Origin of the sequence: uncultured Kordia sp. (assembly GCF_947489565.1) — a bacterium.
In the GTDB taxonomy this organism is placed as follows: domain Bacteria; phylum Bacteroidota; class Bacteroidia; order Flavobacteriales; family Flavobacteriaceae; genus Kordia.
The window spans coordinates 122,479-136,477 of sequence record NZ_CANLEA010000006.1; the positions used below are offsets into that span (position 1 = coordinate 122,479).

Genomic DNA, 13,999 nt, shown 5'->3' on the forward strand with positions numbered 1-13,999 from the left:
AAGAAGAAACTGAAGTTATGCAAAAAGAAGAAGATAAAAAACCAGATAATGTCGTGTTTGATGAAGAATCAAATAGTTATGATGCTGCTCTAAAACCCTATGCAACTAATGTTGGTGCGCCTATTATTACAACGCCTGATACAGTAACTTGGAAGAATGTAAACATTGATAAAGTCAACAAGCAAGTCAAAGCACGTTATGACGAATTGAAAGCAGAATACGATGCGTTGATGGAAAAGTTTGAATACAACAACTTGATTTACAATGCGAAGTTTAATTTTGAACCGATTGTGGGCGAAATTTATCATTTATATCGCGATAAAAATCAGCAACCATTTCTGTCAATCATTGCACCAAGTCAATGTCGTTTTGATTATGTGCAAACCTTCCGTTTAAATGCGGACAAAATGTGGGAAGTGGTAGAAGAATAATGTGAGTTTTTGAATTTGTTTCTTATCAAAAATTCACTCAATCTGACATCTGTAATTTTAAGTCTACAGATGTCACATCGAGCGCAGTCGAGAGGTTTCTAAATACTATTGTTCTCTATTGTTCAACTGCGTTGGAAGAGATTTTTATTCAGTTAAGTCGTTGATATATTTTTTAAAATCTACAGGTGTATCCACATGCAAGGCAATCTTAGTAAATGTCTTTTGAATACCAAACAAACCGCGTAAGGTATGTTCGCTATTGGTTTCAATAATTACATTATGACTTTCCATTTCACCTAATAAAGCTAGTTTGACGATATTTTCCTCTTTGTCCAATTCTTTACTTGACAATGTAATTTCTTTGATGTCCTCGAGAGGAATTTCTGCTTCTTGCATGATACCGTAACGTAATAACAAACGATTTTCTTCAATAGCAATTGGACGCTTCATTAATGATTTTGCATATCCAAAAATTTGCAATCCAGAATACGCACTTAAAATGGTCAAAATCCACGCAGCAACGTCACTCCATTTTGCTAGTAAAATATGTACTGGAACAATTTCGATCGCAATTAAAAAAATAAGTACAAAAAGCAATGCTAATGAACCACTTTCTTTGTGATTGCTAAATTCGTTTTTTGCTAATTTTCTTCGCTTCCAATAAAAAATGCCATAATAGAAAATTGAAATTTCAGTCGCAAACGGAATCACTACAGGTTTTGGTAAAATTTCCGCGCAGGTAGTTTTTAAGGCTGTAAAAAAGTCTAAAAATTTGTTTTCTTGTGCTTTATGGAATAAGACAGCTTTTCTGACTTTGTAAATGATGAATGAAGCAACACCGACTTCTATTACTGGTAAAAACCAAGCTTTAAAAAGTTGTAAATACTGTTGATTGGCTTCTGGTAAAGCATAAAATCCTAAGAGTAACCCAATAATCATTATGGGAACTATGGTTGTTTTTGGAATGCTTGTTTTTCGTATCAGTAGAAAATACACAATTGGAATTGTCAATAACAAATCTGCAGAAACTGGAAATGTAAGTGTGCTAGAATGTTCTAAGAAAAAAGGTGATTTAATAAAGAAATAGGTGCCAATAAAAAGTGCTAAAGGAATCAGAAATTTGGCAAAACGTTGTTGGAAATCGAATAGTGTTTGCATATCGAATTGTTTTGAGTTGGCTTCGCTAAATTAGACTCATACATTGTCAATTTGTTACATAAAAACCAGACAAATTTCCAACAATATTTCGCATTGCTTTTACGCTTGTTTCAAACGCTCTATATCACTGATTAATTGACTTAATTTATTTAGAATTGGACCATAACCAGTTTTAAAAGCGATATGATAAATGGCTATCGTAAAAATGGTTCCTAAAGGGATGAAAGCAAATAACCATTCGTTGGGATAATTCAAACTTTCCAGACCAAAAATTTCACCAAAATTTTTATCGTATTGATTGTAATACGTGTAAATTACCAACGGAACAAGCATTGCAGGCGCGGCAATCCAAAGCAATCTTGCGGTTGCTGCTTTTCGTTGCAATAGGAGTCTGTGTAATGACTTTAAAAAGTCATAACAATTGGTTTCTTTCGTTGCGACTTCAATTTTCTGAACTTGTTTTTTTGTGATGAAATACCAAATGATACACCAAATAGAAGCAATACTTCCTGACCAAAGACTATTGCCAATGGCATAATTTCCGATAAAGAAAATAACGGCCATTAAAAGTAATGTTTGAGGTTCTGCATGTATGACACGCATGATTTTATCGCCTAAATGTTGTGATTTTTGATTGTATAAATTTTCAATTCTAGGTGCTACCAAGGTTTCGGTACTCATAAAACCTTCTTTCCAGATATGTTCAATTGATTTTTCCATGTACTAATTTTTTAAGCTGTTCTTTGATTCGATTGATGCGAACGCCAATAGTATTGGCATTCATTCCCATAATGCTAGCAATTTCTTGATACGATTTCTCCTCCAAATACAATAGAATGATGGCTCTGTTAATTTCATTCAATTGCTTGATGGCTTTGTAGAGTTCGTTTAAAGAACCTTTTTTAAAAAACGTTTGACTGTCGTCTTGCACATCTTTTGGAATCGCGTCCGATACAAAAGTGTTTGCGTTTTTCTTGTCTTTCTTTAATAAGGTTAAACATACGTTTAAGGATACTCTGTAAATCCATGTTGACCATTCTGATTTCCCACTAAAATTGTTGCGACTGCGCCAAATTTGTAAACAAACCTCCTGATAATAATCTTCAAAATCTTCTTGCGAATTGCTGTATGCACGACAAATCTTAATAATGATTGCCGCATGCGGAAGAATATGAGAAGTATAAAAATCGTGACTCATCTAACAAATTTTCTTGATCAGTGTATGAATAATTTTTTGGTTGAGAATACGTGCTAACATTATACCTTTTTTAAGTTTTTACAAACTGTCTTTACTACGTTAGTGGCTCAAAGTGAATTTTATTACATGAAGTTTTCATTTTTTTTTAAAGTAGAAGTAAATACGCTGTAAACCTAAAAAAGACAACTCATAACGAGTTGTCTTTTTTATATATACTGTCTTTTAAAATTAGTTAGAATTTATAATCCGAAACCTGCGATAATAGGATCGTCTACTTCATAGTCATAGGCTCTCCAAAAGAAAGAACCTTCGCCACCATTATATTTCCATACAAGTTCTTTATCAGGTGTAACTTCCCAGAAACCAAAATCACCTTCGCAAATTAAAGTGTTTCCATTCTTTAAACGTTCTGCACCAGAAATCTTACTTGAAAATATGTCTGGGTTTGAGTAAAACCAAACTACATTAGGTTCATTGTCAGTATTTGGAGTTAGCGAAAATGTTGCTGGCATTTCCAATTCGTATACAGTAGAAAAACCTGCGGCAAATCCGTTGACATATAATAAAATGTTTCCTTCTCCTTGAACGCCATTTTCTAATAAATTAGGATAGTGATTTCGATCGCCTCGTACTTCTCCCATCATATTGTCATACGCACGTGGATTTCCAAATCGATACACTAAATCTCCACCTTTTCCGTAATTTCCACCAGTACCAGTTGCAGCTTCAGCAGTTGTTGTACTGTGATCAATTACCCAAACTTCACTAAAAAAGTTAATACTTAAGTAGATAATATCTTTATTTTCATCATAATCCAAACCGTTTGCATGCATGATATCTCCATTGGCAATAGGATTATAATTAACGTTTACTTTATGCGGATTATCGGCTACAACGCCATAATTTGGAAGTGAAGGATCATCATCTTGAATAATATGATCGTAACTTCTCCATTGCCATACGACAGAGTTTGTTTCCGTGTTAATTTCCATTAATGTTTCTGGATAAATATCGCCAGGATTGGCAGATCCTTGTGCTGCAGCTTCTGCTTCAGGAATACGTTCCCAAACTAAGAGTAGCACATTTCCATTAGGTAACATTTCTACATCATGATGTAACACAAAATTTTCGTTACTCAAGGTGTATTCCCATTCTACAGTTCCATTAATGTTTAAGATTTTTACAATACCACCATAACCACCAAATTCAATTTGAGCATTTGGATCTTTAAAGATTCCTAAAAGTTTTCCGTTTGGTAATATTTCTAAGTCATTTCCTAAAGGTTCATCAAAAGTAAATTCGTGTACTTTTTGACCAGTTTTATTAGCTAAAAACGCAGAATTTTTACCTGCATTTACAGCCAGTGTTAAGTTGTTATGAACTTTATCAGCGTCATAAACTTCTACTTCAGGAGTTAAACTTACTGGATCTGGAATAGTAGGTGTTTCCCCTTCGGGTGTAATAATTACAGAATCATCATCTGAGCAGCTTGCAAATGCAAATAATAATGCACAGGCTACATATTTTAAGGTTGGCGTAAATTTCATCATAGCTTCAATTAGTAGGCTAAAAATAGATAATTCTCGAATAAGTTCATCAAGAAAATGTCTAAGATTTTACCTTTTTAGTCGTATTCAATTCGTTTTTTAACGTTTAGAAACCATTTTTATACTTTTTTGGACGTTTTTTAAGCGAAAAGTTAGTCATAGCTGTATCTCATCTAGCTTAAAAAGCTTCAATTTTTTTAAGATGAAATGTGTTTGATGATCGTAATAATTGGGTAGAAGTTGCTTTTTGTACGATAGAATAATTATTTTAGCAAAAGAACCGAATTATAAACCATACCGAAAGGCATATTTCTTAAATTACTGCTATTGCTACTAGACTACCTTAAAGGATTTATTTATCAAAAAACTGACTTGTATCGTTTTGTTTTATTTGCGAAAAAATTTACCGATAGACAACGTGCAGTCATTTCAGAAGAAATATCTTTTTATAACAAATTGACAGCAAAAGAAAAGCGTGTTTTTGAACATCGAGTGCTGCGTTTTATTGATAGTCATACATTTGTAGGTCGAGAAGATTTATTGGTCACAGAACGCATGCAATTGTTAATTTCATGTACGGCAGTTATGATTACGTTTGGATACAGACGCTACTTGCTTTCTCGTTTTGAAACAATTTTGGTATATCCGGAACATTACTTTTCTAATATTACACAACAATACCACAAAGGAGAAGCCAACCCGACGTACAAAACGTTAGTATTTTCATGGGAAGATTTTGAAGAAGGTATCAAAATTGAAGATGACAATCTCAATCTTGGTATTCATGAATTTACCCATGCTGTACACTTTAGTTTTTTGACAGAAAGTAGTTATAGTGCTCGCTCATTTTTAAAACACTACAAATTATTGCTTGTTTCCTTAACTGATAAAGATGCACAAAAGCGCTTGATAAAAATTGGCTATTTACGCGATTATGCATTTGAGAATCAGTATGAATTTTTATCTGTTTTGATAGAACATTTCTTTGAAACACCTGAAGAATTCAAGGCAAAATTGCCTAATATTTATAACAGAGTAAAATTGATGCTAAATATGAATGTCGCTGATTTTTAAATCTGAATTAAGGGAATTCTAAGACAACTTTGCGTTCCTGCAACGATGCCATCATTGCGTAACGTTCGTACATCCAAAAGTTTTTGCTCACAGGTTGAACCGTTTATTATTTTTAAACGTTCGTTAATATTTTCAAGGGAAATTCCTGAGCCTTCGTTTAATTCTTTTTTTGTTTTTGTGATGCCTTCACCATTGTCGGTAATGCATGCGTATAACATTTCTTTTTCTAGCATTATGGAAATCTTCAATTCGCCTTTTCCGTTGCGTTTCATACCTTTTAAGCCATGAACTATTGCATTTTCTATAAGAGGTTGCAAAATTAATGGTGGCACTTTGGTATGTTCTAGATCTTCTTTCAAGTCTTCATCAATCACAATAGTATAAGCGAAACCTTTTTCAAAAAGATCGCGTTGTAATTCGATATATAACTTTGAAATTTCAATCTCGTCTTGTAAATCTATCAATTTATGTTTGGTAGATTTTTGAACGAGTCGGTACAAATGTGAGAGCCTGTTTAGCCAGTTGATAGACTGATTCACATTTCCTTTGGTAATAGCGTTACAGATACTTTGAATTGCATTATTAATAAAATGCGGATTCATCTGGGAATTCAAAAGATCGTATCGTAACGATAATTCATTTGATGACATTCAATACATTTTTTTTAGAGTTAACATTTGTTATGCTGGCTTTAGGGATTACTATCAAATAGGTATATGTAAATGTACTATTGTTACAGGCAAAAGACAATAGGTTTTTGTCCCTTTTCGCGAAAACGGACTCTATATTCACGGAAAGTAGAATGTTTTTTTTACAGTGTACTGTTTTGGTTGTTAGTTGATTATGGTCTTTTTAAAGAAATTTGTTTGAAAAATAGTAAATTCAGTAAATCATCATTAAAAAAGCACTCTTTTGACTGTAAAAAGGACATTATTTTACTTCAGGAATCAGTAAAAAAATGATAGTCATATGAAAATAAATATTCTTTTTTGTGAAAAATTGATGAAGAAAATCACTGTGAAATTTAAATTTTTGGAAAGCTAATAGGCTTCTTAATGAGTTGATTATTGTGTGTGTTTTGTAAAATAAATATAAAAAAAGTATGATTTGTATTGATTTTTTCTTTACTTGAAATGTATTGCTAATTTTACATCTTTCTTTTCCCTCAAACATTCGTAAAATAGCGACTTGTCAGATATTTAACATTCAATTATTATCGAATGTATGCATATATATTACTTTTATTTTCTGAAATAGAAATTGTTATGATTAAAAAAATACTATTTACTTTATTATTAGGTATAACGCTACAACTACAAGGACAAAGCTTTGTAAATGATGGCGCAGAATTAATGCTTCAAGAATCGGCGCTTATATACAGTACTGAGAGTTTTGCAAATAAAAATGACGGACAAATTCAAGGCGATGGTGTTATGGATTTTTCCGTAGCTAGGAATTTTGCTGTAATTAATCCTGGAGTAGTTATTGGCGATTTAAGTTTTAATTCTTCTTTGAGTAATAGTCCGGATGCAGGATTTATGCTAGACATTCAAGGAAATGCAGGAATTGGAATAGAAAACGGACATGATCACGTTTTTATTGATGGCGATTTAGTAACGAATGGAGTTTTAAATATTGCAACTATTGATGGTTTTATTCCAGCAACAACCGATTCGTTTACCATTATATCCTACACTGGAAATCTTTCTGGAGAATTTGCAAACGTAAATCTAGGTGCAAACCTTTCTAATTTTGCATTAGATTATACCTTGCCAGGACAAATTCGATTGGTACACCAAACTGTTTTAAGTATAGAGGAAGCAACTATTGAATCATTACAAGTATTCCCTAATCCAACAAATGATATTATTTACATTCGATCTTTAGACAAAATTGACAAAGTAGAAGTATACAATTTATTAGGAAAACAGATATTAAGCACCAGTAAAACGGATAGCGTAGATTTAGGAAGACTAGCTAAAGGACTCTACTTAGTGAAAGTGTACAGTCAAGATAAGTTTAGTGTGAAGAAAATTAAAGTACAATAACAAAAGCATTCTACAGATGAAAAAAATACTTTTAATTATTTTAATAATTAAACTGCTGGGAATTAGTCAACAGGCATTTGCTCGACAAGTACAATGTAGTACAAATTATGTTACACTTGCTACGCAAGAAGATGTAGACAATTTTGTGACCACTTATGCGGGTACTTGTAATTATGTGCTTTTTCTTACCATTGGGAACTTTAGTGAACCAAATTCAATTACAGATATTTCTGGATTATCTTTTTTAACAGAAGTTATTACTTTGAATTTAAATAACCTTCAAGCTTTGTCATCCTTTGACGGGTTACAAAATATCCAAACTGCTAGAGGTTTAGAAATTTTTAATTGTGATCTTATCACTACAATCTCACTTCCCAATCTCGTAATTAATGATGTGAATGGTACCCTAAACATTAGTGGATGTAATAATCTACAATCTGTAACGCTTAACCAAACTACAAATCATTCCATTAGAAATGGTCCATTAATTAGAAATAATCCACAGTTGGAAAACTTAAACTTTACTGTAGCGTCAACGTCTTCATTCTCATTTGGTGCTGATATCACAAATAATGATAGTTTATCTTCATTAGCTTTTCTAGGAAATATATCCAATTATGGAACGATATTAATAGAAGGAAATGCCTCTTTAACAAGTTTGACTAGTCTGCAAGTTGAAGATCAATTGAATAACCTGATGTTGATTAATAATCCTTTGCAAAATTTGAATGGTTTAGAGAATTTGACGGCTATTGATAATTTGGAGATTAAGCAAAGCAATCTTTCAGACTTACAAGGTTTGGAGAATCTAATTTTAGTTTCCGAAAAACTTGAATTATCATCTAATGCATCACTTACAAGTTTAGCTGGTTTGGAAAGTGTGGCAAACATGGGGAGATTAGAAATAACAAATAATAACACACTTACAGATATTTCAGCAATAAGTAGTTTTCTTTCACTCAATAATTTACAACTAATATTGGAAAACAATACACAATTGTCAAATTGTTGTGTTATAGAAGAGCTTATGGAGCGTGGCGTTGATTATTCAGTAGTCACATTAAATAATAATGGATCTACCTGTTCGGATATATTTATAACTCTTGAAAATTGCACAGAAGATGGACTTACGGTTGGTGTTGACAATTGTGATAATATTTCAAATCCTGATCAAACAGACACAGACAACGATGGCGTGGGTGATCCGTGTGATAACTGTCCATCAATAGCAAACAACAATCAACTAGATACAGACAATGACGGAATTGGTGATGCATGTCAAGGACAAGCAGGTACCAATACAGGGTTTGTAGGAATAAGCACAAATAATCCACTTGCTAAATTTCATGTAGAAGATGGCGATGTATTTATCAGTAATATCAATCGCGGAATTATTATGAAAACAGCATCTGGAAAATGCTTTCGATATAAACCTAACGAGCAAGGAATATTAGTCGGACAAGAAATTTTATGTCCGCAATAAAAAATAATATAAGAATTATGATGAAAAAAATTACCCTATTATTCATTTGTGTTTTTTTTGGAATACAGCAAAAAGTGTTAGCACAACTATGCACCGATTCATCAATTATAACACTAACAACGCAACAGGAAGTTGATGATTTTGTAGCAACCTATGCTGGAACCTGTACTTCGGTGAATAATCTTAGAATTGTAAACTTTGCAGATCCAAATGCAGTTACAGATCTTTCAGGACTTTCTTTTCTTACAGAAATCACAGGATATTTTCAAATAGTGTCACAACAAAGTCTTCCTTCTTTAGCAGGGCTCGAAAATATTCAAAGCATAGAAGGCAATCTTCGGATTGTAAATTGTGATTTGCTTACAACAATTTCACTACCAAGTCTAACAGGTGTCGTGGCAAATATTGAAGTTAGTAATAATGACAACTTACAATCGATTATTTTAGGAAATGGAACCGGAAATATTATAACACGCAGCGGTCCTATAATGAAAAACAACCAACAATTATCTTCTTTAGATTTCACATTGTCTTATACACCTACAGCATCTGGGACAACAGAAATTTTTAATAATGATAATATCACTTCCATAGCATTTTTAGGGAATTTATCTAATAATGATAGTCTTATACTTATAGAAGGAAATGCGTCTTTAACAAGTTTAAGTGATTTACAGTTAGGAACAATAATACACAAGCTGACGCTGATCAATAATCCAATACAAAACATGGAAGGCTTTGAAACTGTAACCACCATTGTAGACATGGAAATCAGGCAAAGTAGTATCACTAGCTTATCGGGTCTTCAAAATGTAACGAGCATTGGAGACATGGAGATCAGGCAAAGCAGTTTGAATAATTTATTAGGTCTTCAAAGTGTAGAAGAAGTAGATGAACTCATTATTGAAGATACTAATATTACAGATTTACAAGGTCTAAACAACTTGGTTTCGGTTTCTAACAAAGTTGAATTATTAGCAAATGCATCGCTCACAAGTTTAGCTGGCTTAGATAGCATGGCAGATATGGGAGTATTTAGAATCATAAATAATAATGCGCTTACCGATATTTCCGGAATAGCTAGTTTTCTCTCGTTTAATAGCTTAACATTAATATTAGAAAACAATTTGATATTATCGGATTGTTGTGCACTGCAAGAACTTATAGAACGCGGTGTAGATTATTCCGAAATCAGATTAAATAATAATGCTTTTACTTGTTCGGATGTATTTGTTGCGCTTTCTAATTGTACTGATGATGGACTTTCTATTGCAGATGATAACTGTGATGGTATTTCAAATCCAGATCAATTAGATACAGATAACGATGGTGTTGGTGATCCGTGTGATAACTGTCCGACAGTTGCCAATAACAATCAATTAGATACGGACGGAAATGGAGTAGGAGACGCTTGTCAAGCACAAGCTGGAGCAGATACAGGTTTTGTCGGAATCAGTACTACAAATCCAGCGAGTAAACTACATGTAGAAGATGGCGATGTATTTATCAGCAATATTAATCGTGGAATCATAATGAAATCAGCAGATGGAAAATGCTTCCGTTATCAACCCAATACAAATGGCATGCTTGTCGGAACACAAATTGTATGTCCACAATAAGCATACGTATATCTTTAAAAAAGACTTATGAAAAAAAGCATACTTATATTAATCTGCCTTCTGGTTGGTATTCAACAACAAGTTTTAGCGCAATCATGTGGTAGTAGCAATTCAACGATATACCTATCTACACAACAAAATGTTGATGATTTTGTAGCCACCTACGCAGGTACTTGTACTTCCGTAAATAACCTAAAAATCGGAAGTTTTCTGGATCCTAATGGTGTTACAGATATCTCAGGACTTTCTTTCTTAACAGAAATAACAGGATTTTTGCAAATAGAAATACAACAAAGTCTTCCATCGTTAGCTGGATTAGAAAATATTCAAAGTATAGAAGGTGAAATTCGAATTGTAAATTGTGATCTTCTTACAACAATTTCATTACCAAGCTTAACAGGTGTTGTATCTTCGATTAAAATTAATAATAATGATAATTTGCAATCAATTATTTTGGGAGATGGAACCACAAATATTATAACACGAATTGGTCCTAGTATAAAAAATAATGCACAGTTATCTAATTTAGATTTCACATTGTCTTACACGCCTACTGCGATAGGAGCAATAGAAATCTTTAATAATGATAGTCTCACTTCTATAGGATTCTTAGGGAATATATCTAATTTTAACAATCCTATCTATATTGAAGGAAATGCATCGTTGACGAGTTTAGGTTTGCTGACAGGATCAACAATACATCGTGTAAGTCTTATCAACAATCCAATACAAAACCTAGATGGTTTAGAGAACGTAACGATTATAGGATATTTAGAAATCAGACAAAGCGACTTGATAAATGTACAAGGACTTCAAAATGTACAGCAAATCACTTCGGTCATTATTGAAGATTCTGATCTTATAAGTTTAGATGGATTAGAAAACCTAACAAACATCGGATACATGGAGATTAGAAATAGTAGCCTAACAAACCTTCTAGGACTTCAAAATGTAACAGAAATCAATACGCTTATCATTGAAGATTCGAATTTGACTAATTTAGAGGGTTTAAGTAATATTCAAGATGTCACAGATAAACTAGAATTCTCTTCTAATACATTGCTAACAACTATTTCAGGATTAAATGTAAGCCGTTTTAATTATGGTTTGGAGTTAAGGAATAATCCAGGACTAACAGACATTTTACCTTTAAGAGACATGAGTTTTGTGGGTTTGAATTTAGTGATTGAAAATAATCCTCAACTAGAAGAATGTTGTGTGTTAGAAATCCTTTTAAACAGAAATGTTTCGCCATCAGAAATTATACTCAATAACAATGGAGCTACGTGTTCAGATATAACAATAGCAACGACAAATTGTACTAGTGATGGACTTTCCACTGCTATAGATAATTGTGATGATATTCTAAACCCAGATCAATTGGATGATGATAATGATGGTGTAGGAAATCCGTGTGACAATTGCCGTTATGTGGCCAACAATGATCAAATAGATGCAAATAATGATGGTATTGGAGATGCATGTCAAACACAAGCTGGAGCAAATACAGGTTTTGTAGGAATCAGTACTACGAATCCAACGTCGAAACTCCAAGTAGAAGATGGCGATGTATATATAAGTAATATCTACCGCGGAATCATTCTAAAATCAGTTGATGGCAAATGTTTCCGATACAAACCCAATGCAAATGGTTCTTTAATTGGAATACAAATCACATGCCCAGAAGAAAATTAAACATAAAAAAAGAAGCTGTCTAAAATATTTTTCAGACAACTTCTTTTATAAAATCTTAGAGGTCTATTTTTTTAAGAAACTAGCTGCTTCAAATTCTGAATCGTCTCTGTTGGATTCTCAGATTTAAAAACAAAACTTCCAGCAACCAATACGTCTGCACCAGCATCAACCAATGCTTTTGCATTTTTATCATTTACGCCGCCATCAATTTCAATTTCGGTTGCAGCTCCTTTTTCAGTAATCAAGGCTTTTAGTTTTTTAACTTTATCATACGTATTCTCAATAAACGATTGTCCTCCAAAACCAGGATTCACACTCATAATACATACCAAGTCAATATCTTGAATAACGTCTTCTAAGAGACTAATATTTGTATGAGGATTCAATGCTACACCAGCTTTCATTCCGGCAGCTTTAATCGCCTGTAGCGTTCTGTGCAAGTGTGTGCAAGCTTCGTAATGTACAGTTAAAACATCTGCGCCTAAATCGGCAAAAGTTTGAATATAACGATCAGGATCAACGATCATTAAATGCACATCAATAGTTTTGGTAGCATGTTTATTAATTGCTTTTAAAACGGGCATTCCAAAGGAAATGTTCGGCACAAAAACGCCGTCCATAATATCAATATGAAACCAATCGGCTTCACTATTGTTTACCATTTCAATATCGCGTTGTAAGTTGGCAAAATCTGCAGCCAAGATCGATGGCGCAATTCGTTTTGTAGACATAATTTGTAGTGTGTGTTGTTTGTTTGCCGACAAAAGTACTATAAAATAAACGCTCTCGCAATGCGAGAGCGTCATTCATCAATCAAAAAACGAACAGTTATGTTATAAAAACTAAACTGCTGTGCGGTTTATAGGAGATTATCCTAAATATGTTTTTAATATTTTACTTCGTGATGTGTGCTTTAAACGACGAATCGCTTTTTCTTTAATTTGACGTACACGTTCACGAGTTAAGTCGAAAGTTTCTCCAATTTCTTCCAAAGTCATTGGATGTTGATTTCCTAATCCGAAATATAAACGGATTACATCTGCTTCTCTCGGCGTCAATGTCTCTAATGCACGCTCAATCTCTGTCTTTAAAGATTCATGTAATAATTCTTTATCAGGATTTGGCGATTCACCAGAATTCAATACGTCATACAAGTTCGAATCTTCTCCTTCAACCAATGGCGCATCCATTGATACGTGGCGTCCAGAATTTTTCATCGACTCTTTTACATCATTCACAGTCATGTCTAATTCCTTTGCAATTTCTTCTGCAGAAGGGATACGTTCATGACTTTGCTCAAGATACGCAAAAGTTTTATTAATTTTATTAATAGAACCAATTTTGTTCAAAGGCAAGCGTACAATACGCGATTGTTCCGCTAATGCTTGCAAGATAGATTGTCTAATCCACCATACAGCATATGAAATAAATTTAAAACCACGCGTTTCATCAAAACGTTGTGCGGCTTTAATTAGACCCAAATTTCCTTCATTGATCAAATCAGGAAGTGTTAATCCTTGATTTTGATACTGCTTTGCAACCGATACTACGAAACGAAGGTTAGCTTTTGTTAATTTTTCTAGAGCAATTTGATCTCCAGCCTTGATTCTTTGAGCTAATTCTACTTCCTCGTCTGCTGTAATAAGGTCAACTTTACCGATTTCTTGAAGATATTTGTCTAAGGATGCAGTTTCCCTGTTGGTAACCTGCTTGGTAATTTTAAGTTGTCTCATGTAATCTACTTGG

At 33.2% G+C, this 13,999-nt stretch carries 12 protein-coding genes and 1 pseudogene; 6 read left to right on the forward strand and 7 right to left on the reverse strand.

Features of this window, described 5'->3' with window-relative positions:
* Positions 1 to 17: 17 nt before the first annotated feature.
* Positions 18 to 431 carry a DUF2452 domain-containing protein gene (locus Q0845_RS09735; RefSeq protein ID WP_298512258.1) on the forward strand — a complete coding sequence of 138 codons (414 nt, stop codon included), beginning with the start codon at positions 18 to 20 and terminating at the stop codon, positions 429 to 431.
* Positions 432 to 575: 144 nt separating this feature from the next.
* On the opposite strand, the gene Q0845_RS09740 is transcribed toward Q0845_RS09735, so the two are convergent.
* The 4 genes from Q0845_RS09740 to Q0845_RS09755 form a co-directional block, all read right to left on the reverse strand.
* Entirely contained in the window at positions 576 to 1,589 is a 1,014-nt protein-coding gene (locus Q0845_RS09740) for a hypothetical protein (protein WP_298512261.1), read from the reverse strand.
* A 99-nt stretch (positions 1,590 to 1,688) separates the two neighbouring features.
* Positions 1,689 to 2,309 carry a hypothetical protein gene (locus Q0845_RS09745; RefSeq protein WP_298512263.1) on the reverse strand — a complete coding sequence of 207 codons (621 nt, stop codon included), beginning with the start codon at positions 2,307 to 2,309 and terminating at the stop codon, positions 1,689 to 1,691.
* Positions 2,293 to 2,787 carry an RNA polymerase sigma factor gene (locus tag Q0845_RS09750; RefSeq protein WP_298512266.1) on the reverse strand — a complete coding sequence of 165 codons (495 nt, stop codon included), beginning with the start codon at positions 2,785 to 2,787 and terminating at the stop codon, positions 2,293 to 2,295. The genes Q0845_RS09745 and Q0845_RS09750 overlap by 17 nt, the downstream gene beginning before the upstream one ends.
* 239 nt (positions 2,788 to 3,026) lie before the next feature.
* Positions 3,027 to 4,337 carry an aryl-sulfate sulfotransferase gene (locus Q0845_RS09755; RefSeq protein WP_298512268.1) on the reverse strand — a complete coding sequence of 437 codons (1,311 nt, stop codon included), beginning with the start codon at positions 4,335 to 4,337 and terminating at the stop codon, positions 3,027 to 3,029.
* A gap of 324 nt (positions 4,338 to 4,661) precedes the next feature.
* On the opposite strand from Q0845_RS09755, the gene Q0845_RS09760 reads away from it, so the two are divergent.
* A complete protein-coding gene (locus tag Q0845_RS09760; RefSeq protein WP_298512270.1) occupies positions 4,662 to 5,408 on the forward strand; it encodes a zinc-dependent peptidase in 747 nt (248 codons plus the stop codon).
* On the opposite strand, the gene Q0845_RS09765 is transcribed toward Q0845_RS09760, so the two are convergent.
* Positions 5,405 to 6,058 carry a sensor histidine kinase gene (locus Q0845_RS09765; protein ID WP_298512272.1) on the reverse strand — a complete coding sequence of 218 codons (654 nt, stop codon included), beginning with the start codon at positions 6,056 to 6,058 and terminating at the stop codon, positions 5,405 to 5,407. The two genes, Q0845_RS09760 and Q0845_RS09765, sit on opposite strands and share 4 nt — an antisense overlap.
* A gap of 615 nt (positions 6,059 to 6,673) precedes the next feature.
* On the opposite strand from Q0845_RS09765, the gene Q0845_RS09770 reads away from it, so the two are divergent.
* The 4 genes and pseudogenes from Q0845_RS09770 to Q0845_RS09785 all read left to right on the forward strand — a co-directional run bounded on the left by Q0845_RS09770 (position 6,674) and on the right by Q0845_RS09785 (position 12,253).
* On the forward strand, positions 6,674 to 7,456 hold the full coding sequence (locus Q0845_RS09770) for a T9SS type A sorting domain-containing protein (protein ID WP_298512274.1): 783 nt from the start codon (positions 6,674 to 6,676) through the stop codon (positions 7,454 to 7,456).
* Between the two features lie 1,120 nt (positions 7,457 to 8,576).
* A pseudogene (locus tag Q0845_RS09775) lies at positions 8,577 to 8,735 on the forward strand (thrombospondin type 3 repeat-containing protein); the annotation flags it as partial.
* 221 nt (positions 8,736 to 8,956) lie between these two features.
* Complete coding sequence (locus Q0845_RS09780) at positions 8,957 to 10,558, forward strand: thrombospondin type 3 repeat-containing protein (RefSeq protein ID WP_298512276.1); 1,602 nt, start codon at positions 8,957 to 8,959, stop codon at positions 10,556 to 10,558.
* Positions 10,559 to 10,585: 27 nt separating this feature from the next.
* Positions 10,586 to 12,253, forward strand: a complete 1,668-nt coding sequence (locus Q0845_RS09785; RefSeq protein WP_298512278.1) for a hypothetical protein — start codon at positions 10,586 to 10,588, stop codon at positions 12,251 to 12,253.
* Positions 12,254 to 12,324: 71 nt separating this feature from the next.
* Here Q0845_RS09785 and rpe read toward each other — a convergent pair whose 3' ends face one another.
* Positions 12,325 to 12,984 carry a ribulose-phosphate 3-epimerase gene (gene rpe, locus Q0845_RS09790; RefSeq protein ID WP_298512280.1) on the reverse strand — a complete coding sequence of 220 codons (660 nt, stop codon included), beginning with the start codon at positions 12,982 to 12,984 and terminating at the stop codon, positions 12,325 to 12,327.
* Between the two features lie 138 nt (positions 12,985 to 13,122).
* Positions 13,123 to 13,986: a sigma-70 family RNA polymerase sigma factor gene (locus Q0845_RS09795; RefSeq protein WP_007096854.1), complete on the reverse strand. Its 864-nt coding sequence runs from the start codon at positions 13,984 to 13,986 to the stop codon at positions 13,123 to 13,125.
* Between the last annotated feature and the right edge of the window lie 13 nt (positions 13,987 to 13,999).

Coding starts and splice junctions, on each gene's coding strand:
- Q0845_RS09735 (WP_298512258.1), top strand. CDS start 18: ATGCAAAAAGAAGAAGATAAAAAACCAGATAATGTCGTGTTTGATGAA.
- Q0845_RS09740 (WP_298512261.1), bottom strand. CDS start 1,589: ATGCAAACACTATTCGATTTCCAACAACGTTTTGCCAAATTTCTGATT.
- Q0845_RS09745 (WP_298512263.1), bottom strand. CDS start 2,309: ATGGAAAAATCAATTGAACATATCTGGAAAGAAGGTTTTATGAGTACC.
- Q0845_RS09750 (WP_298512266.1), bottom strand. CDS start 2,787: ATGAGTCACGATTTTTATACTTCTCATATTCTTCCGCATGCGGCAATC.
- Q0845_RS09755 (WP_298512268.1), bottom strand. CDS start 4,337: ATGATGAAATTTACGCCAACCTTAAAATATGTAGCCTGTGCATTATTA.
- Q0845_RS09765 (WP_298512272.1), bottom strand. CDS start 6,058: ATGTCATCAAATGAATTATCGTTACGATACGATCTTTTGAATTCCCAG.
- Q0845_RS09770 (WP_298512274.1), top strand. CDS start 6,674: ATGATTAAAAAAATACTATTTACTTTATTATTAGGTATAACGCTACAA.
- Q0845_RS09780 (WP_298512276.1), top strand. CDS start 8,957: ATGATGAAAAAAATTACCCTATTATTCATTTGTGTTTTTTTTGGAATA.
- Q0845_RS09785 (WP_298512278.1), top strand. CDS start 10,586: ATGAAAAAAAGCATACTTATATTAATCTGCCTTCTGGTTGGTATTCAA.
- rpe (WP_298512280.1), bottom strand. CDS start 12,984: ATGTCTACAAAACGAATTGCGCCATCGATCTTGGCTGCAGATTTTGCC.
- Q0845_RS09795 (WP_007096854.1), bottom strand. CDS start 13,986: ATGAGACAACTTAAAATTACCAAGCAGGTTACCAACAGGGAAACTGCA.